The 19,858-nt window shown below is 58.0% G+C and carries 11 protein-coding genes; 7 read left to right on the forward strand and 4 right to left on the reverse strand.

The genetic code is table 11. The annotated features are described in order from the left end of the window. Positions 1–231: 231 nt before the first annotated feature. From SynSYN20_RS00855 to SynSYN20_RS00870, 4 genes are read left to right on the forward strand one after another with little or no spacing between them, the layout of a single operon-like run. Positions 232–1,359, forward strand: a complete 1,128-nt coding sequence (locus SynSYN20_RS00855; RefSeq protein ID WP_186524351.1) for a hypothetical protein — start codon at positions 232–234, stop codon at positions 1,357–1,359. After that, positions 1,356–7,892 carry a thioester reductase domain-containing protein gene (locus SynSYN20_RS00860; RefSeq protein ID WP_186524352.1) on the forward strand — a complete coding sequence of 2,179 codons (6,537 nt, stop codon included), beginning with the start codon at positions 1,356–1,358 and terminating at the stop codon, positions 7,890–7,892. Before SynSYN20_RS00855 ends, SynSYN20_RS00860 begins: the two co-directional genes overlap by 4 nt. Next, positions 7,832–9,070: a glycosyltransferase family 2 protein gene (locus tag SynSYN20_RS00865; protein WP_186524353.1), complete on the forward strand. Its 1,239-nt coding sequence runs from the start codon at positions 7,832–7,834 to the stop codon at positions 9,068–9,070. Before SynSYN20_RS00860 ends, SynSYN20_RS00865 begins: the two co-directional genes overlap by 61 nt. A 26-nt stretch (positions 9,071–9,096) precedes the next feature. Then, the gene (locus SynSYN20_RS00870) at positions 9,097–10,404 is read left to right on the forward strand and encodes an MFS transporter (RefSeq protein WP_222929739.1); all 1,308 of its coding nucleotides are present in this window, start codon (positions 9,097–9,099) and stop codon (positions 10,402–10,404) included. On the opposite strand, the gene SynSYN20_RS00875 is transcribed toward SynSYN20_RS00870, so the two are convergent. The 4 genes from SynSYN20_RS00875 to SynSYN20_RS00890 are packed head-to-tail and all read right to left on the reverse strand — an operon-like array spanning position 10,302 to position 15,326. Further along, on the reverse strand, positions 10,302–10,925 hold the full coding sequence (locus tag SynSYN20_RS00875; protein WP_186524355.1) for an SRPBCC family protein: 624 nt from the start codon (positions 10,923–10,925) through the stop codon (positions 10,302–10,304). The two genes, SynSYN20_RS00870 and SynSYN20_RS00875, sit on opposite strands and share 103 nt — an antisense overlap. Positions 10,926–10,927: 2 nt before the next feature. Beyond that, complete coding sequence (locus SynSYN20_RS00880; RefSeq protein ID WP_186524356.1) at positions 10,928–12,739, reverse strand: hypothetical protein; 1,812 nt, start codon at positions 12,737–12,739, stop codon at positions 10,928–10,930. Beyond that, positions 12,739–13,236, reverse strand: a complete 498-nt coding sequence (locus SynSYN20_RS00885; RefSeq protein WP_186524357.1) for a dual specificity protein phosphatase family protein — start codon at positions 13,234–13,236, stop codon at positions 12,739–12,741. The genes SynSYN20_RS00880 and SynSYN20_RS00885 overlap by 1 nt, the downstream gene beginning before the upstream one ends. After that, a complete protein-coding gene (locus tag SynSYN20_RS00890) occupies positions 13,236–15,326 on the reverse strand; it encodes a polysaccharide biosynthesis tyrosine autokinase (RefSeq protein ID WP_255476310.1) in 2,091 nt (696 codons plus the stop codon). The genes SynSYN20_RS00885 and SynSYN20_RS00890 overlap by 1 nt, the downstream gene beginning before the upstream one ends. A gap of 528 nt (positions 15,327–15,854) precedes the next feature. Here SynSYN20_RS00890 and SynSYN20_RS00895 point away from each other — a divergent pair. The 3 genes from SynSYN20_RS00895 to SynSYN20_RS00905 all read left to right on the forward strand — a co-directional run bounded on the left by SynSYN20_RS00895 (position 15,855) and on the right by SynSYN20_RS00905 (position 19,816). Next, the gene (locus SynSYN20_RS00895; protein ID WP_186524359.1) at positions 15,855–16,958 is read left to right on the forward strand and encodes a polysaccharide biosynthesis/export family protein; all 1,104 of its coding nucleotides are present in this window, start codon (positions 15,855–15,857) and stop codon (positions 16,956–16,958) included. A 468-nt stretch (positions 16,959–17,426) separates the two neighbouring features. After that, positions 17,427–18,449 carry an NAD-dependent epimerase gene (locus tag SynSYN20_RS00900; RefSeq protein ID WP_186524360.1) on the forward strand — a complete coding sequence of 341 codons (1,023 nt, stop codon included), beginning with the start codon at positions 17,427–17,429 and terminating at the stop codon, positions 18,447–18,449. 2 nt (positions 18,450–18,451) lie between these two features. Further along, complete coding sequence (locus SynSYN20_RS00905; protein WP_186524361.1) at positions 18,452–19,816, forward strand: nucleotide sugar dehydrogenase; 1,365 nt, start codon at positions 18,452–18,454, stop codon at positions 19,814–19,816. The last annotated feature ends 42 nt before the right edge of the window (positions 19,817–19,858 follow it).

The raw sequence follows: 19,858 nt of genomic DNA on the forward strand, positions 1-19,858 counted from the left end.
GTTTTTTATGGTCGATGTATAGGATCTGTCTCCTTTTTCCACTCCTATGTCATTACATGTCCCATCAAAGTATTGCCAGCCGCTCGTTTATCTCTGCGCTGGGCTGATTCGCTTTTCGAAGCCATTTGTATTTGTTCCGGGCGTAAGTTGTGATAAGACAATCGTGATGGGTTGCCTGAACTGAGTTTAAAACTGCTATCAGATGATCTCTCTTTATGAGATCGTTGGTGGATGAGGGTTTTGATCTTCACCTCCAGTGGCGGTACGGCTCACGACGCTGCGGCTTATGCGATCGAGGCCTGGCTGAAACGCTGGGATCCAGGTGGGGAGGTTTGGGTTGAGCACGTGCTCGAGAATGCGAGTGTGTTTACGCGAGCCGGAGTCGCTTTATACAACTGGATCCAACGCCATGGCCCCTGGATGCATCAGATCTATTGGCGTGTGGTCGAGTTCGAGGACGTAACCAAGCCCGGTACCTTGCTTGCTGGTCGTTTCTATGTGATCAAGCTGTTGCGCAGGCTTCAGCCTGATCTGCTGATTTCTACCCATCCCCATATCAACCGCGGCCATTTTGATTTAGCTCGGCGTGTTTGTCCCAACATGCGCTGCATGACTTGTTGCACCGAGCTTGATGGTGGCTTTGGGTTCAGTCGCAATTGGCTCACAAGGAGCGCGGATGCTTTTTGGACACTGACCCCCGAGGTGAGCGCCGATGTCCGTCGTAGGGGCTACAAACGGATCCCAGCTCCGGCCTTGGGACCTTTGTTTGATCCAGCTTTTGAGGAGGAGCTCGCCCAGCCGGAACCTGACATGAGTCCTGATCCGTTGCCGTTATTGGTTCTAGGGGCAGGTGCAAATGGTGCCAATAATCACATTCGCTTGCTCGAGGTGTTGCTGCCCCTGTCAGGCAGGCTGCGTGTCGTTGCTTTATGTGGTCGCCGGCAGGCTGCTCTGGATCAACTTCGGCAATGGGCTGAGCAGCACCCTCAGTTGTCCTTCAAGCCATTGGGTTTTCAAGGGCCTGCTGAGATGGCAAGCCTTTACAAGCAATCCTGGGCGATGGTGGCGAGACCCGGAGCGCGCACGGCCACGGAAGCCTTGGCAGCAGGCTGTGTGCTGATTTTCAACGGCTTCGGCACGACCATGCCACAAGAGCTCTTGGCCCGTCGTTACTTCAAGGCGCGTCAGATTGATTGCTGCATTCGCAAGCCTCACGATTTATTGAATTTGTGTCGCAGCTGGTTGGATCAACCAGAGCACTATCAGACACTCAAAGAGCGGGTTTCTAATCATCGGCTTATTGCTGATCGCGAGGCGATTCGTTCGCTTCTTTTGGATGGAGACTCCGCAAAGGGATGACGGGATTAAAGCGTCCGGACAAGCCCAATCAGCAGGAGCCGATTGCGGTCATCGGCATGGGCTGCCGGCTGCCTGGTGGTGTCGAGAGCTCTGACGATTTTTGGAATCTTTTGGTTGAGGGGCGAGACGTGATCGGGGAGATCCCTCCTGAACGTTGGGATCCACAACGCCATCACGATCCGGACCCGCGTCGCCCGCTTCACCAGCACGTGCGCCGCGCCGGACTGGTGGAAGGGATCGATCGGTTTGATCCGGGCTTTTTTGGGATTAGTGGCCGGGAAGCGCAGTGCATGGATCCTCAGCAGCGCCTGCTTCTGGAGGTGTGCTGGCGTGCGATTGAGGGGGCCGGTCAGCCGATCGAACAGCTTCGTGGCCGCCCTGTGGGTGTGTTTATGGGCATCTCCAGTGCCGACTACAGCGCATTGTTATGGGCCTCGGAAGCGCATTACCTCACGCCCGACAACGAGCCCTTCATCCTTACCGGCAACACCGGTTGCATCGCCGCGAACCGTATTTCCTACGCCTTCGATTTCAAAGGCCCGAGCTTCACGGTGGATACCGCTTGCTCTTCCTCGTTGGTTGCGGTGCATCTGGCCTGCGAGAGTCTGCGCCGCGGCGAGTCCGAGCTTGCACTCGCTGGTGGTGTGCAGGCCTTAATCCATCCCGGCATCCAGATGAGCTTCTGTAAGGCGGGGTTGCTGTCGCCATCAGGGCGCTGCCGCAGTTTTGATGCTGAGGCGGATGGCTACGTGCGTTCCGAAGGCGCCGGTGCTGTTTTCCTCAAGCCGTTGGGGGCAGCTCTGCGCGACGGTGATTCGATTGAGGCGGTGATTCGTGGCACGGCGGTGAATTCCGATGGTCGCAGTCAGGGGATTGCGGCGCCTAGCCAGAAGGCACAGATGGCTTGTGTGCAGGCCGCCTATACCGCTGCTGGGCTGTCGCCTGCGACAGCGCAATATGTGGAAGCCCATGGCACGGGGACCCGTCAGGGCGATCCCATCGAACTGCGCGCCTTGGGTGCCGTGCTCGGAGCTGGGCGATCAGCGGCGAAGCCTTGCCTTGTGGGATCTGTGAAGAGCAACCTCGGCCATGGTGAGACCGCTGCAGGGATTACGGGCCTGATCAAGACGGTGCTCTGCCTCAAGCGTCGCCAAATCCCGGCAAGCTTGCATTACAGCCGCCCCAACCCCAGCGTCGACCTTCAAGGGCTTGGACTCAAGGTGTCGGATGCGCTGATGCCGTTCTCTGCGGAGGATCAAGAGCTTGTCGCCAGCGTTAGCTCCTTTGGCTTTGGAGGGACCAATGCTCATGCCGTTCTCAGCGCTTCCCCTGAGATTGATGGAGACGGCGCAACATCCTCCGCCTCTGTGGCTCCTGCCTTGCAGCTGCTCTGGCTGAGTGCTCGCTCCCCCGAAGCGCTTGCCGTCCTTCGTAAGGATTACGCGGAATGGCTGGAGGCCAATCCCGAGGTGGAGATCGCTGATCTTTGCGCCAGCACGCATTTGAGAAGGTCGCAGTTCTCGCATGCCCTTGCCCTCATTGTGAGGAGCCGCCAGGAGTTGCTGAATCAATTGCTTGGTCAGGGTGCTGCTGCCTGGTCTGGAGAGGTGCCATCCAAGGGACCAGCCGCTCTACCAGCGTCTTTGCAGAATCTTCAATTCAAAATGCTGTCTCCGGGTGCCTCCGGTCGGCGAAGGCTCGAGGAGCTGGTGGAGGCATTGGCATCAGGAGCTCCAATGTCTTGGTCCAAATGGCATCAGGGCGCTGACTGGTGCTGGGTGCAACCGCCTGGACACCCCTTTCTCCGCTCTCGCTTCTGGTGGAGCTCAATGGAGACGGCGCCAAAGGATGCCAAAGCCAGTCTCTGGTTGGATCACCTTGGTTTGACAAGCCCTGCGCCAAAAGCTCAGGCAGCGTTGCGGCTGCAACGCCTGGATTTGCCAGGAGCGTCGCAGCATTTGAGCGTGGAGCTGGACGCTGACTGTGTTCCAGACCTGAAGCATCACCGGCTTGGTGGTCAGCCCGTGTTTGCAGCGGCAAGTTATCTGGCGTTGGTTCTCGACTGGCTGCGGTCGCGGAAGCAGGCGCTGCAGTTGGGCGCTATTCAATTGGAAAGGCCCCTCTGGCTTCATGACGGACCGGTACGACTGCAAGCGCTCGTTCACGGACAGGAGCTCTCGCTGCATAGTCGCCCTGTTTCTGGTGATGATTCCAGTGACTGGCATTTGCATGGTCAAGCGCAGCTGGCTGTAGACGCTGCTGAGGCGCCCTGGTTGCCAGACAAGGGATTGATGCCGAACTCAGAGGTTGAAAGGCAAACGCCGGAAGCCTTGTACGGCGCCCTGCAGCAGTTAGGGCTCAGCTATGGACAGACGTATCGGCCTATTCGTGAGTTCTGGGTTGATGGGCTTTGCGCTGAAGCCATGCTCACGCGGCCGGAGGGGGCTGCGGATCGTTGCCTGATCGATGGTTGTTTTCAGCTGGTTGCGGCCGTGATCGCTCAGGAGCCGGCTGCAGCTCAGTTGCTGCTACCCACTGGGGTGGAATCCGTTCACTTTGGATGCTGGCCCCTGCCGGATGCATTGCGCTGCCGGCTGCAGCTGCGGGAGTCGAGCACTGAGCAGGAAAGCGCCGAAGCGAGAGGCCATCGGGTGGCGGATCTGGACTTGCTCGACAGTGTGGGTGCTCCGATCGGTTCGATTCGAGGTCTGCAGTTGCGAGCGCTGTCGCGCACCATGCTCGATCTCATGGTTCCTGTGGCCCCTGCCTTACCGGTGGCGAGGCTTTTGCAGGATGGTTGGTCTGCGCTGCCGGCCGGAGCGCTGTCCGAGTGGAGCGCGGTGGCAGCGGAGCCGATCAGTTTGATTGCTTTGGGAGAGATCCCCGAAACGGTCCAGGCCTGGTGCGACCAGCAAGCGATTGCCCCCATCGTGATGGACGAGTCTGCTGATCCCGCCACGTTGGTGCCCGCACTCGTGCAGACGCTGCAGGCGCTGCCGCTGCAACGTCCGCGTCAGCTGTTTGTGCTGTTGCCGCATCTCTCCTCTCCGGTCGTGGGAGCCGTGCAGGCGGCGGTCCGCTGCCTGGCTCAGGATTGTCCGGCCTGGCGTTGCAGCACGATCACCCTGAAGGGTGAGCCCTTGTCATCGCCTCAATGGCAACGGTTGCTAGCGGCGACGGGCGGTGACGCTGAGCTGCGCTGGTGTGGAGAAGACCGGATTGAAACCCGCTGTTTGCATCCGATTGATGCCGATCGGTTTCGGGTCTTGGCGGATGGCAGCGGCAGATTGGAGGGGCTGGTGCAGGCGCCCCTGCCCCTCGCTCGGCTTCTTCCAGGCGAGCTGGAAATAGCAGTGGAGGCCACCGGGCTCAATTTCCGCGATGTCTTAAATGCTCTCGGTCTGCTGCAGACCCATAACCAGTCGTTGGGGCTGAGGGCTGATGCCCAGCTGCCGTTCGGGGGAGAAGCGGTCGGCCGCGTGGTGGCTGTGGGCCCGGGGACCGATCCTTGCTTACTGGGAACCAGGATGTTGGCGGCGCTCACCCTGGGGAGCTTGGCGAGCCATGTCACCTGTCGAGCCGACCTGTGCGTTCCCTGGCCTGAGTCCTTGGATCCAGTTTTGGGTGCAAGCCTGTCGACGGCCTATCTCACCGCCGAACACGGACTTGAGCAGCTTGCTCATCTTCAGTCGGGGGAGACCGTGCTCATTCACGCTGCCGCCGGTGGGGTTGGGCAAGCTGCATTGCAAGTGGCCTTGCGCTGCGGTGCTCGCATCTTGGCCACAGCGAGTGCGGCTAAGCAGGCTGCCCTATTGGAGCAGGGGGTGGATGCCGTCTTCGATTCTCGCTCCACCGCATTCGCGGATCAGGTGCTGGAGCACACCGGAGGTCGTGGCGTTGATGTGGTGCTCAACAGCCTGAAGGGAGAATGGGTGGATGCCAGTTTCCGTGCTCTCGCAGAGGGGGGGCGGTTTGTAGAGCTCGGCAAGCTGGAGGTCTGGAGTGATCAACAGGTGCGGGAGCGGCGCCCAGATGTGACCTACCATCGCTTTGATCTGCTCGAGTTGGCGGCAAGGGATCCCCAGCCCTTGCGACAGCGACTGCTGGCTCTGGTTGAGGCGGTCCAGCAGGAGCGAGTGAAGGCTTTGCCGACCTCCGCTTTCCCATTGGCCCAGTGCAAAGACGCCTTTCGGTTGATGGCCCAGGGCCGGCATGTGGGCAAGTTGGTGATCACCTTGCCCACACAGGCGCCCCCGTGCCGCATTCGTTCCGACGGCACCTATTTCATTGTTGGTGCCTTTGGGGGGCTCGGTCTTCGGCTGCAGCGCTGGTTGGTGGAGCAGGGGGCTCGCGCCCTGTTGCTCGTGGGTCGTCAGCTGCCTCAGCCCGACAGCGCTGCAGAGCAACAGCTGCAAATCCTTCGTGCTCAGGGGATTGACGTGGAGGCCCTGACTTGGGCGGATCTCCCCCAGGCCCTGGATGTGCTGCCGAACAACCAGCCGCTGAGGGGCGTCATCCATGCGGCGGGAACGCTTTGGGACCAACCCATCGAGGCGATTGATGCGCTGGGCCTGGAGACAGTCCTCTCGGCGAAATGGGGTGTTGGCGAGAAGCTCCAGCAAGTGCAACAACGGCAGCCGGAGGCTTGGTTGCAGTTGGATTTCCAGCTTGTGTTTTCTTCGCTTGCCGCTGGGGTTGGTTCCCCGGGGCAGCTGGTGTATGGAGCTGCCAACGCAGCGCTTGAGGCGAATTGCATGTGCGCTGAGCATGCTGAACAGCCAGACGGGCCATTGCGGCTTGCGATCCAGTGGGGCCCTTGGGGCGGAACGGGCATGGCGGCTGGACTGGAGAAGCGTTTTGAAGCCGTAGGCCTCAAGCCTTTGCAAGACAGTGAGGCGTTTGAGGCTCTGGAACGCCTCCTGCAGCGCGGACGTAGCGGGGTGGTCACCGTGATGGCGGCCGACTGGCCGCGGCTGGTGAGCCAGGCGCTCCCTCGTCAGGCGGCCTGGTTTCAAGCACTGTTGCCGGAGGCTTCTGGACGTTCGGAAGCGCAAGTGCGAGCTCAACTCGAAGCCTTGCCGATGGGGCAGCGGCGGCCCTGGCTGTTGGCCACGCTGCAAGAGCTTTTGGCGGGAGTGATGGAGGAGCCATCTGCCCAGCTCGACCCCCACACCAGTTTGTTTGATCTTGGGCTCGATTCGCTGATGGCGGCAGAGTTTGCAGCGGTGGTGCAGGAGGCCTTGGGATGGCGCCTCGATCTGGCTGCCCTCAGCGATGCGCCCTGTCTTGATGATCTGGCAGCCCTGGCACTCGAGCGCTTGAGCACGGATGGGCAGTCTTCAGATCGGATGGCGCTGAATTTGGATCAGGAAGCTGAGTTGCCGGAGGGGTGGAGCAGGCCAAATCTGCCGGCGGTGGAGGCGCCAAGTGAGCAGGTCTTGCTCACCGGGGCGAGTGGCTTTCTTGGCGCTTATCTCTTGGCAGGGCAACTTGAGCGTTGGCCGGAGCTGCGGCTGCGTTGTCTCGTGCGAGCTGGCTCCAGGCAACAGGGATCGGAGAAGTTGGAGCTGAATCTTCGTCGTTATGGGCTCTGGAACCCGGCCTGGTCGGAGCGGTTGGAGGTGGTGCTTGGGGATCTTTCCCAGCCGCGGCTGGGATTGGACCCTGATCAATTCGCTGATTTAGGCCAGGGGTTGGGCGGAATCCTTCATAACGGTGCCCAGCTCAGTCAGATGGCCAGTTACGCCCAACTGGCAGCGGCCAATGTGGGAGGAACTCGAGAGCTGCTCCATTTGGCCACCGCAGGTTCACCACTGCGTTTTGAGTTGATTTCAAGCGTTGCTGTGTTTGAGGCGGATGCTTATCGCGACCAGGTGATCGCTGAGCACGATCCGCTGGAGGCTTGTACCGGTATTCAACTCGGCTATTCCCAGACGAAATGGGTCACGGACCGGATGGTGCGGAGGGCAGGGGAAGCCGGACTACCCGTCACGATCTACCGCCCACCGCTGATTGCCGGTCCTTCCAATGGCAGCTCTTGGCACCAAGGTGATCTCCTGCAGCGCTTGCTGCAGGGTTGTTTGGCCCTAGGGGCCTCGCCTGATCTGGCCTGGGAGCTTGATGTGGTGCCTGTGGATTACGTGGCTGATGCGATCACTGCATTGGCTTGGAGCCAGTCTGCAAAGGGTCGCAGTTTCCACTTGCAGCACCCTGAGCCGATGATGCTTAATGCCTTGCTGGGTCAAATCACCGATGCCCAGAGCGGCTGGCGGATTGTGCCGATGCAGGACTGGATCTCGGAGATCGAACAGAGCTTGGCCAATCCGCTTCAGCCCCTGCTTCCTTTCCTGCGGCAACGCTGGGGAGAGGATGGTCTGACCTACCCAGAGAGCAACTGCCGGGGTCAGCGGGCTCGACCCAGTTGTGCTTCCACCACCGAGTTGCTGGCTGAACAGGGGGTGCGCTGCCCTGATTGGCCTCAATTGATTGGTCCCTGGGCATCGGTGCTGCTTCAGCAGAGCGCTGGGGTTTGAGCTTGCCTGCAACCGCGCTTCTGTTTGGACTCCTGCTTCTGCAGATCCTGCTCGTCACTCTGTTTTCCCGTCGCTTAAGCGACTTGCGGCGAGGGACTCACCAGTTGCCAGCGGAGCCCGAGGAGGGATGGTTGCCTTTGGAGGTGGTGCTTTGCCTGAGGGGGGCGGATTCCTGCCTGCCACGGCTGTTAGAAGGGCTTGCTCGCCAGACCTACCCAGGCCCTTGGCGGCTGCAGGTGGTGGTGGACAGTGCTGCTGATCCAGCCTGGCCCCTGCTTCAGCCCTGGCTGGCTCGCACTGACACCGCTTGGAACGAGCTGCAATGCCGAACGCTTCAGCAGCGTCCGAGCCAGGGCTCGCTGAAATGTGCAGCACTACGCCAGGCCTTTGCTGGTCTTCATTCCGATAGCGGGCTGGTGGTGCTGCTCGATGCTGATATCCGCTTCGCTGAGGATGGTCTGGAGCGCTGTGCCCGAGCTTGCTTGCAGCCCGGCGTGGGAGCGATTTCCGGCAACCGCTGGTTTGCGCCGCCATCACCAGGGTTGTCGGGATTGAATCTGAGCAGCTGGACGCGAGCGGTGTGGAACGCCGGTGCTGTGGTGTTAATGACCCTGTGGAAGATCCCTTGGGGTGGATGCCTTTGCGTGCGCCGCTCAGTTGTGGAAGCGGGCGATTGGCTGGAGCTGCTCAGCCGGGGCCTGTGCGAAGACACCGGCCTGTTGGGTCCGCTACGAAGGCTTGGCTTGGACTACCGGTTCGCACCGGATCTGGTCATGGTGGATCCGGATCCTGCTCAACCGTTGCTCCCTCTGAGCCGCTGGATCACCCGTCAGCTCCTCACCGCTCGCTTGCATCATCCGGCCTGGGGCTTGGTGGCACTCCACGGGATTAGCAGTGCAGCGCTGCTCTTGCTTGCGCTGCTTGAGGGAGATTGGATCACGGCGCTGGTCTATGAGCTGGGTATCGTGGGACTGCTGTGCTGGATTGAACAACTGCTGCAGCCGGAAGGCAGCCCCCATTGGTTGGGCTGGAGTGTTGGGTTGTTGCCAGGGCAGTTGGTGGATGGGGTATCCACAGTGGCAGCCTTGCTGACGCGCCGGATCTCCTGGCGCGGGGTTGACTATGCCGTGCGGACGAGGCCTTCGCGGGTGTGGATCCAGCGCGATCGACTCCAATAAAGGTGCCATTGCCAACCGGATCGTCGATGTCTGCCAACGGGGCCAAGGGGGCACCGCCTAACAGCGTGCTGTTTCGCTTCCTCTGGTGTGGTCAGTTGATCTCCAATCTGGGGACGCAGACCAGCCTCTACGGCATTGGGCTTTGGCTGTTTGCTCAATCGGGCAGGTTGCTCGACTTCGGTCTGGTGGCGTTGGTGGTGCAGCTCGCCCGAATTCTGGCTCTGCCTCTGCTGGCTTCTCGCTTGAACCGCTGGCCACCGGCGCGGGTGATGTTGTTTGCTCATGCCATCGGGGCCCTGTGCACGTTGGCCTTGGCTTGGGTGTTGTTGGGGGCGGCGCCCCCGGCGGGCCAGCTGCCGTCCCTACTTCCGATTCTGATGATTCAGGGTGTAGCGGCGATGGCGGAAGCCACGTTGGTGTTGCGATTTTCCAGTTTGATTCCGCTTTTGATTGCCGATGGTCCGGCGTTGATTCGGGCCAATGGTTTGTTTGCGACCACTGATGGCCTGGTCGTAACGATGGCCCCATTCCTGGGCACTTGGCTGGTGTCTGCCCTGGGGCTGATGGGTGTGCTCGGCTTGGACGCCCTCAGTTTTCTGTTGGCGATGGTTTGCGTGCTGTTGGCGCCCTGGAGCGAGGACATTTTGCAACGGCTTCCATCCCCTGCTCCTGTGGATCCGATTGGTTGGCGTTCATTTCCGGAGCGTCTTCGTCGCTTCTGGCGCCGGCGTGCGCTGGCGCGGCAGGCCCTGTTGCTCAGTGCGGTGGTGATGGGGGTGTATGCCGGCTGCGAAATCCTGTTCCCCGCCTGGGTGGCGGAACGTTGGGGTGCCGCTCGAATGGCTGTTGTGCTCTTGTTGGGTTGTGCCGGCTATGGAGGGGGCTTCCTGCTGTGGCGCTTCTGGCTAGGTCAGCATTGGCGAATGAGCGGCCGCGCGCTGCTACTGGGTCAGGCTCTGATTTTGGTTGGGGCCGGAGTGCCGGCGCTGGTGGCCGTGGATGGTCTTTGGTTCGTTGGTGTTTTTGGGTTCAGCTTGGGGTTGCCGGTGGTCACTGCCGCCCTGCATCAGGCCTGGGTCACCCTGGCGCAGCAGGAGGATCCGGCTCGGGTGTTTGCGCTGCGCTACGGCTGCGAGTGGAGCAGCCGGCTGCTGGCTTTCTTGGGTGTGTCGTTGCTCGCTGACAGGCTGGTCAAGCCCAACATCAGTCCGACGTTTGAGGCCATCGCTGGTCAGCCTTTGGCTTTCACGCTCAGTGGTCTGGGAATTGTGGTGGTGGTCACGCTGTTGCTCGGGACGCGGTTGCCACTCAAGGACGGCGCCAGCATCAACTGACGCAGCGTTTCGAAGCTTTGGCGCAGGCTGGCGTCGTGGAGGCTGCGGAAACTGGATTGCAGCAAGCCTGGAATCTCTGGCTGTAGCTGAATGGTGTGACGCACCAGGGTGCCTCCGGCATCTGGCGTGAGCGTCCACTCGCCAGAGAGCGCGAGGATGTTCTCGCCGCGTACGAGCCGGTAACGCAGATTGCGGCTCTGAGGGTTTTCCTCGCCCTCTAGAAGCACATTGATTTTTAACCCGAAGGTGTAAGGCGCTTGAAGCACCTGACGGAGCCGTAGCTTCTGACCTTGGCGTGACACCAGCTGCACGGAAGCTACATCCGGCATCGCCGCGAAGGTGCGGGCGTAGTCGGTGAGTACGGCCCAGGCTCGCTCAACTGGCACCGGCACCTGCATGGTGAGGGTGGCTTGTTCGCCACGACGCACCAACCGGACCCGGCCGCTGGCTTGAACGCGTTGCAGCGCGGGTTTAAGGGGAGGCGGTTCGACAGGCTGCAGAGTGAAAAGCAAAAACAGCACGGTCAGAAACTGAAAAGGACCCGACCTCCAAAGCGCACCTGCTCGGCACTGAGCAACTGGCCCACGTCGAGAATTGAGGCGGCGGTGCTGCCATAGGCCTCTAGCGCCAAACTGTCGGTGGTTTGCCAGCGCAGCCCGAGGGTGCCGTTGCTTTGGGCCAGGTTGTTGACGACGACGTTGCTTTCCGGCACCAGTTGCCAGCGTGGGGCTAATTGCACATTGGTGCTAACACCCATGGCCCAAAGGTTCCCAGCACCGCTAAGAACCAACTTGGGATTGAGATTTAGGGCCACGCTGTCTGAGGCTTCCCAGGTGAACATCGTTTCGCCAAATACATAGCCCTGGCCTGTGTTGTTCACGATGTCGCTATTACGACCGAGAGTGATGCGACCGCCTCCCCAGAAGGGAGCTCCGCGTAGGGGGCTGAAAGCTACGGCTTTGCCGCCGATGCGCCAGTTCCAAGCCCCATCGTTGGCATAGAGACGGGCCTGGGGTGTGGTTTGGGGCACATTGTTGTAAAGGCCACCACTAAATAATGAGAGTTGAAAGACGTTGGAAAGCGAATAGCCCCAAAAGCCATTCACATTGCCGCCGGAATCTGCATTTGCCCAGAACTCGGAGTGGTCGTCTTCAGGGACGAGAGCGGTATTGACCGTGAGGCCACCGCGGGCAAGGGAGCGCTGCCGACCCGAGAGTGGTATTTGGGGAGTGTCGGGTGCATCAGGGGTATAGACAAAGCTGGCGCTGTAGCCAAGGCGGTTGTCAGAGGGCAGGGCGAGCAGGGCCGTTGCCGGTGTGGCGCCAAAGCCATTGGTGAGCAGGCCACGCAGGCCGATACGTGGATTGAGATCCCAGTTGAGGCCTGCCGAGTAGATCGGCACGCGCGAGAATTGCAGATCAGCATTGAAGCTGTTGGTGCCAGCGCCAATGGGTTGGGCGATACCGGCGGTGAGCCCCAGTTCGGGAAAAGGCTGGAACAACACCCCGCCGCCGATATAGGGGTTGGTTCCGTAGAACGTTCCAGCTCCACCCTGACCAGCCCCTTGAGTGCTGGGGAGCATGGTGACGCCAGGTGCCAAATTGACTTGCCACTGTGGACTTGCCTGCAAGCTGATGGGCAAGCTGAGGGATCCGACAATGTTTCGGGTGAACACCCGTCGGCCTGAATCGTTGAAGATATTGGGACTGGCAGCATCACCCGAGCGGGCAAACGAATCGTCACCACCACTGCCAACGTTCCAGCCTTCTACTGAGCCATTCAAAGACAGCTGCCACTGTTGATTGCGAATCAGTTGCCAGCGGGCAGCTGCTCCATAGCTTTCCCAGAAGTTGGCAGGCTGTACATCAAAGCTATTGAGTGATGCATTGAGCGGATCATCCGCTTGGCTTAGAAATCCCGACACCAAAAAGTTGTCGCTGAGACCTACATCAAGGTTGACCGCATAATTTTGATTGCCGGTGCCCGTTTGGCTCTTGAAGGGTGAGAGGGTCTGGAAACCAAGTCTCCATTGCTGGGGTGGAAGCACCGCGGCGGTGGGAACGGCTGGCGACAGACGCAGCAGCGGAAGGTAATCACTGCGCTTGAGGGGCGTGCTGTTCACCACGGCCTGCACTTGTTCGGCAGACAGCGGCTGTATGACCGGGCCAGGAGAAGCGGCGATGACTGGCAAAACAGGGTGGGGAAGCAACTCCCAACGGGGACCGTGTGCTGCTACATCCCTGTGGATTTGCGGCTGACGCAAAGGGACGCTAATGATCCGAGGCGGCGGCGGTAAGGGAGGGAGAGGTAAGGGCGGGCTCCAGAGCAATGGCATCAAGCAGCTCCCGCTATGTGATGCGTAAGACGGGGTTGCAACAGGGGGGACTGCAGCAAGGCGAGCTGAGAAGGTAGAGGATTTGTGCCTGAGTGCACCTGCATCAGATAATCAAGAGCTCGGGTGGGGTTTAGGCGATGCTGTTGTATCAGCCATGCCATGCAGACCAAGGGTGACCGTTCCATGGCGGCAACACAGTGCACAAAGACCGGTCCATAGGTGCCCTCCAGCTCAGCAAGTAAGTCAAGTGCTTGGAGCAGTTCGTTGATCACAGGGCTACGACCGCTGCGGTGATCGGGTAACACCAGCCTGCGGCAGGCGAAACGTTGACTCAGAGATGGTGGCGGTAACGCTTCATCGTGGCTGCAAAGGCTCAAGACGGCCTGGATGCCTGCGTCTTCAAGGCGGGTGAGGTGGCGATCAGCACGAGGGGCTGGGCCGATGGCGAGTTCGTTGACGAGCACCCAGTCGATGCTGAAACGGGAGAAATTTGTCATTAGCTATCGATCCAACGTATCCATCGCTTGCTTCGTGCGATCCAACGATGCCTCCATGACGGAGGTGTGGCAAGGCGCTGGCGCACACGTTGGAGCTGTTGCTCGCTTGGCGACTGTTCTTGATCTGAATCGTCGGTTGCATTGGCGTAGTGGGCGTACACCGCTGCGGAATAGGTGTTGTAGCCGGCGTACCCCGAACTGCCATAGCCGTACTTGCCATAGCCGTACTTGCCATAGCCGTATTTGCCATAGCCCGCACCGCTAGCGCTTTTGTCTTCTTTGATTGCATTGGTCACGACACCCAGTAGAGGTACTCCGCTGGAGAGAAGCCGGTTCATTGATTCTTTCGGCAAGTTGCGGTCCACTCGGTTGAGGCTGACAAGCAACATCAAACCGTCGCAGTGCTCCGCTACCAGAGAGGCATCGGCGAGACCCAGCACGGGAGGTGTGTCGAAGAGCACTAGATCGAAGTTTTGACCGTTTGCGAGTTCTTGCACCAGATCACTCATCCTCTGTGAACTCAACAGCCTGGTTGGATCAGGCGGCCGTCGCCCAGCTGTGATCACGCTCCAATTGCTGTAGCCGGGCACGGTTTGCACCACATCGCGCCAGCCTTGATCTCCTTCGGCAAGAAGGTTGGACAGTCCGGAAAGATTGTTGAGGCCGAGCCTCCTGTGCATTTGAGGTTTGCGTAAGTCGGCGTCAACCAACAACACCCGCTGACCGAGTTCCGAAAGAGTTTTTGCTAAAAGCACATTGACTAAGGATTTGCCCTCAGCCGGTAGAGAGGTTGTAAGAGCAATTGCCCTGAGGGGGCTTTCAGCATTGAGGAAGCGAATCGAGGTGTAGAGATTGCGAAAGGCCTCTTGATAGAAAAAGCGCTGATAGCGCTTTTCACGCCGATTGTCATTGCTTTCGAAGGGTGCATTGTTATTAATGTCTGCGTCTATGGGGTTGCTGTTTGTGGCTTGCACCGATTGATCAAGCTCTTGGAGCAGGAAGCGTTTATCTTCGCGGACTCCTTGAAAGAAGGACACATGGGGGACATGGCCGAGTAACGGCAAGTTGAGATCGTCTTTCACGTCCACAGGCTGATGAAAGACGTGATCAAGCCGATCACGCAGTAAACCAGCACCCACTCCAGCCGCCAACGCAAGCATGCTTCCCTGTAAAAACCCTCGGGGTAGTGATGGTTTGATCGGTGTGCGACTCACAATTGGAGGAGAAATCACTCTCCAGGGCGCAGCACTTTGAGCTAACTCGAGTTGTAAGGTTTCTCGCGCATTGACGAGGCCAGATAAATTTAATTCCGCGATTTTGAGGCGACCTTGAAGCTTGCTGTATTGATTAATCAGTTCTGGTTTTTTCAGAAATCGATCATTTAGAGTTTTCTGCTGTGCCTGAGCTGATAATAGGCGTTGTGCATTAAGGCTTAAAGCCAAATTCACAGCATCAAGCTGATTGCTTCGAAGAAGAGGCTTGAGTTGGTTGAGCCTCTCTTCTAAACTAGTTACCATCGAAGAATTAGGGTTGAATTTGGCACGAGCTTCGGCGAGTTCATTTTCTACTTGCGCTAGCTGCTCAAGTAGCCCTTGATCAGGATCGCTGATGCTGAGCCCACCTCCTGTACCCCCAGATTGACTCGCGCCTGAGGGGCCGATTGCGTCTTGAAACCCACGGATGCTCAACGTGCCGTTGTTGATTTCAGTGCGTACGGATTTGAGGCGATTTCTTTCCGTCTCCAACCCCAGGAGTTGTTGATTCAGAGTGAATTCTTGCTCTTTCAGTGCGGAACCTTCTTCCAAGGGTTCGAGCAAATTGTTGCGGATTCGGAAGCTGGCAAGCTCGTCTTGGAGAGCATTGCTTCGAGCTTCCAGTTCCGGAGCCTGTTTGTTCAGAAAATTCAACCCATCTTCAAGTCGTTTCTGTCGTTGTTGCTGGGCAGCTTGAAGATAGGTACTGCTTAGGGCCTTTAAGAGTTGCTCAGTTTCAGCTGGATTGCGGCCTGTGAGGCTTACCTGAAGAGTTTCTGTGGAAGCAAATCGCCTGCGGGAATCGCCTCCTTGTTGAATCGAAATCCGTCCAGCCAAACCCCTGGCAGAGATGTTGAGCTGATCGGCAACGGGTTTGAGGAGAAGCGGACTGCGTAGTAGCTCAATTAATGTAGGAATGTCATTGTTTGTAGTATTGCGGGCTAATTCTTCGAATGCTGAGGATCCAGTGCTTCCACCTCCTCTATTCCCCCTTTGGTTGCTAAAGGGGTCGCTAATCAGCAGCTTAAAATTACCTTGATAGACAGGCCGGAATATTCGCTCGGAAGCAAGATTAACAGTCGCTAATGTGAGTACTATTCCAGCGGTGGTAAGTACTAATTTGCGTCTTCGCAGTAGGGATACATATATATTTCTTAGTTTAATGCCACTTTCTTCAGTCCCGTTGTCTGTGGGGGAAGACTGATTTGAAGGAGGATTTGAATGAAGGGGTTTCTCGCCTTGATTGGAAATCAGATTGGACATGCTCTGATTGATCCATGACGTCAGTACAGGTATTGCACCACTTGGGCTGGCGCTTTGCCAGGTCCATGGGACACTTGCGGCACATGCTTAGGGCAAGACTCCATGGTGCGGCACCAGCGTTTGAGGTCACAGGCTTTGCTGGGCCTCTGCTTGTTAGTCAGTAATGGTTATTTTACCGCTGGAGCATTTGAAGCTGTTCCAAGCGAGAGGGCTCAAGGAACGGCGTCCCTGGCTTTGGTCGAGGAGGTCCAAGACGTTTACATCATTGGGCCTGGTGATGTGCTGCAGCTCAACTTGTTTGATGCTCCTGAGCTCTCAGGAGAGCTCGAGGTCTTGAACGACGGCAGCGTGCCCTTGCCATTAGTGGGGAGCATTGTGCTGAGTGGCCTCACCTTGCAACAGGCCAGTCTTTGGGCGCGAGAGTTATTGGCGGATCAGTTGTTGCGGCCTGAGTTGCAGCTGAAAGTGATCCGTCCGCGGCCGATTCGGGTCTCAGTCGTGGGAGCTGTGGAGCGACCAGGTCTCTATTCACTTACTACAACAGAGGCTGCCCAGGTGGAGGGTGGCCCAAGCACGAGTCTCACGGGTTTGCCAACGCTGGTCGATGCGATTCAAAAGGCTGGGGGCATCACCCAGAAGGCCAATTTGCGCAATGTTCAGTTGCAACGTCGCTTGCCTGGTACCCCTGCACGCTTTAAGAGAGCTCGTTTGAATTTGCTGGATCTGGTGCTTGAGGGCGATCAACTTCAGAACCCTTTCCTGTTTGATGGCGACACGATCAAATTGGAGCGTGCGGAAGAAACTCCTCAGGAGGCCATCGAACTGGCTTCCGCGAATCTCTCCCCTCAAGTGATCACGGTGAATGTGATTGGCGAGGTTAATAGCCCGGGTCGTATCGAAACGGAAGCGAATACTCCATTGGTGCAAGCGATTTTGATTGCTGGCGGCTTGAAATCTTGGCGAGCTAATGGTGGTCAGGTGGAGTTGGTTCGGATCAATCGCAATGGCACAGCAACGCTGAAACGGTTTCGCTTTGATATGAGCCAAGGTGCGTCCAATGAAACGAATCCACCTTTGCGGCAGGGAGACACCATTCGCGTGGGACGCAGCATGTTGGCCAAGGGTAGTGATGCAATTGGAGCCGTGAGTGAGCCCCTTAGCGGATTGGTGACGATCGGAAGTCTGTTTCGGCTGCTAAATGATTAGCGGTCATCTTGAAGGATCCAGTTTTGAATGTTGCTAATGAAACGTTGAGCTTATTTCTCCAGATGATGCCGTTGATCTGATCTTAGAGTTTGAGTTTTCATTTTTTTGGTGTTTTAGAGGTATTTTAAAGATCTATGCAATTAAGTATATTTCATGCATTGCTAATCCCTATCTTAATTTTTAAATATGCGAGATTGGCATAAGGCGATGTGATTGCAGGCTTCGTTTTCTTCCGTTTAGGTACTTCTACTTGCTCCTTGGCTTTGTATCCATTAATGAAGCATTAAATATTTTTTTGGCTTGTTGAAATTTTTGGGAAGCGTTCTGATTGAATAATGAAACTTCCGTCTTGAGATGATTGAGCTTCGCTCTCATCCCTGGCGGCAAGGCTTCAGTTCCTTTGTGGAGCTGTTGTTGGAGAAGGGGCTTGTGCCCACGATTGTGTCTCTATAAGGAGTTGCTCAACGCATGGCCACCCTCGTTACTGGTGCTGCTGGTTTTATTGGATTTCACCTCAGCACCCGTTTGCTCGAGAGGGGCACGCCTGTTGTTGGATTTGACAACGTCAACCCCTACTACGACCCTTCATTGAAGCGGGCCCGGATCGCTCAACTGGAAGCCACAGCGGCTCGCACCGGCATCAGTTTCCAGCTGATCGAAGCGGATCTGGAAGACCAGAAGTCTGTTGAGACTGCCTTTTCAGAGCACAAACCCCAGAAGGTGGTGAACCTGGCAGCCCAGGCAGGGGTTCGTTATTCGATTGAAAACCCAGCGGCCTACATCCAGGCCAACCTGGTGGGGTTCGGGCACATCCTGGAAGGGTGCCGGCACCACGGCATTGAGCACCTGGTGTACGCCTCGAGCAGCTCGGTGTACGGAGGCAATACGCGTATGCCGTTTTCTGAGCAGCACAGCGTGGATCACCCCGTGAGCCTCTATGCGGCGAGCAAAAAGGCCAATGAGTTGATGGCCCACACCTACAGCCACCTTTACGGGTTGCCCGCCACCGGCCTGCGCTTTTTCACCGTGTATGGCCCCTGGGGACGGCCTGATATGGCCCTCTTTCTCTTTACCAAAGCAATGCTGGAGGGCAAGCCGATCCAAGTGTTCAACAACGGCCAGATGGTGCGGGATTTCACGTATGTGGACGACATCGTGGAAAGTCTGCTGCGTCTGCTCGATAAGCCGGCTGCGGCGGATCCAACTTTTGATCCGCAAGTTCCTAACCCGTCCACCAGCTGGGCGCCCCACCGGGTGTTCAACATCGGTAATTCCAACCCCACGCCGCTGATGGACTACATCCATGCGGTAGAGCAGGCCCTGGGGGTAACGGCGGAGAAGCAACTGATGCCGATGCAGCCTGGTGATGTGCCGGCCACGGCGGCCGATACCTCTGCCTTGGAAGCTTGGGTGCAGTTCAAGCCCAATACGCCAGTGAAGGAGGGTGTGGCCCGGTTTGTGGCCTGGTACCGCCAGTTCTACGGGGTCTGATGATGAAACCTCCGTTTCCCGATCTGAATACCTGCACCGTTGCCGTGATCGGCTTGGGTTATGTGGGGTTGCCTTTGACGGTGGAGTTGGCCAAACACCAGGCCTGCGTGCGTACAAGTGCACCCTTGCGCCGGAGAGTGATCGGTTTTGAGATCAATCAGCAAAGGTTGAGCGAGCTGGCTGCGGGAGTGGATCGCACCAATGAAATCAGTGCTGATGAGTTGCAGGCTGCTGAACTGTTGGCGTTCACAAGCGACGTTGCCCAGCTGGCCCAGGCCGATGTGTTTGTGGTGACGGTGCCGACACCGATCGACAGTGCCAAGAGGCCAGATCTCACTCCTTTGGAGAAAGCCAGTACCACGGTGGGGTCGGCACTGAAGGCACGTGCTCAGCGCTTCGCGGCTTCAGCGGAGCCCGTTACCACTCCGCTGGTGATTTATGAAAGCACGGTGTATCCGGGGGCGACAGAAGAGGTGTGCGTGCCGATTCTGGAGCAGATTTCAGGGCTGACGTTTGATGAGGGTTTTTGTTGCGGCTACAGCCCGGAGCGGATTAACCCGGGTGACACGGAGCACAAGCTCACCACGATCACCAAGGTGACCAGTGGCAGCACCCCTGAAGCGGCTGAGTGGGTGGGTGCGTTCTATGGCTCAATCATCAAGGCAGGCATCCATCCAGCGGCGAGCTTGAAGGTGGCGGAAGCGGCCAAGGTGATTGAAAATACCCAGCGCGATTTGAACATTGCCCTGGTGAACGAGTTAGCGATGATTTTCCGCCATATGGAGATCGATACTCTCGATGTACTTGAAGCAGCAGGTAGTAAGTGGAATTTTCTGCCCTTCCGCCCCGGATTGGTAGGCGGCCACTGTATTGGCGTGGATCCCTACTACCTCACATACAAGGCTGAGCAGCTGGGCTATTACCCCCAGGTTGTTTTGGCGGGGCGGCGCATCAACGATGGGATGGGCGCCTGGGTGGTGGAGCAACTGGTCCTGGAAATGGCGCGTAAGGGGATGGTGATTGCAGGCGCCAAGGTGCTGGTGCTGGGGCTCAGCTTCAAGGAGAACTGCCCGGATCTACGCAACACGCGCGTGGTGGACCTGATTCAAGCGCTGCAGCGTTACGGTATTGAGCCATTGGTGGTGGATCCCTGGGTGGATCGTGAAGAAGCGCAGCGTGAATATGGCCTTGATGTGATGCCAGAAATCCCACCGGGTGAGCGCTATGGAGCTGTTGTGGCAGCAGTGGCGCATCAACAGTTCCAGGCGCTGACTGAGGAGCATTGGCAACATCTGATCACCGCGGATGGGTTGTTGGTTGATTTGAAAGGATTAGTACCGCGGCAGCTGCGGGCGCTGCGCCTTTAGCCAGCAGCGCACTAGCACTGTTGCCTTCATCCAGTGGATCTC

It is taken from the genome of Synechococcus sp. SYN20 (assembly GCF_014279555.1).
Taxonomy (GTDB): Bacteria; Cyanobacteriota; Cyanobacteriia; order PCC-6307; family Cyanobiaceae; genus Synechococcus_C.

Excerpts from the sequence above, each read along its gene's own strand:
- SynSYN20_RS00855 (WP_186524351.1), top strand. The coding sequence starts at position 232 with ATGAGGGTTTTGATCTTCACCTCCAGTGGCGGTACGGCTCACGACGCT.
- SynSYN20_RS00900 (WP_186524360.1), top strand. The coding sequence starts at position 17,427 with ATGGCCACCCTCGTTACTGGTGCTGCTGGTTTTATTGGATTTCACCTC.
- SynSYN20_RS00860 (WP_186524352.1), top strand. The coding sequence starts at position 1,356 with ATGACGGGATTAAAGCGTCCGGACAAGCCCAATCAGCAGGAGCCGATT.
- SynSYN20_RS00870 (WP_222929739.1), top strand. The coding sequence starts at position 9,097 with ATGTCTGCCAACGGGGCCAAGGGGGCACCGCCTAACAGCGTGCTGTTT.
- SynSYN20_RS00885 (WP_186524357.1), bottom strand. The coding sequence starts at position 13,236 with ATGACAAATTTCTCCCGTTTCAGCATCGACTGGGTGCTCGTCAACGAA.
- SynSYN20_RS00880 (WP_186524356.1), bottom strand. The coding sequence starts at position 12,739 with ATGCCATTGCTCTGGAGCCCGCCCTTACCTCTCCCTCCCTTACCGCCG.
- SynSYN20_RS00895 (WP_186524359.1), top strand. The coding sequence starts at position 15,855 with ATGGTGCGGCACCAGCGTTTGAGGTCACAGGCTTTGCTGGGCCTCTGC.
- SynSYN20_RS00905 (WP_186524361.1), top strand. The coding sequence starts at position 18,452 with ATGAAACCTCCGTTTCCCGATCTGAATACCTGCACCGTTGCCGTGATC.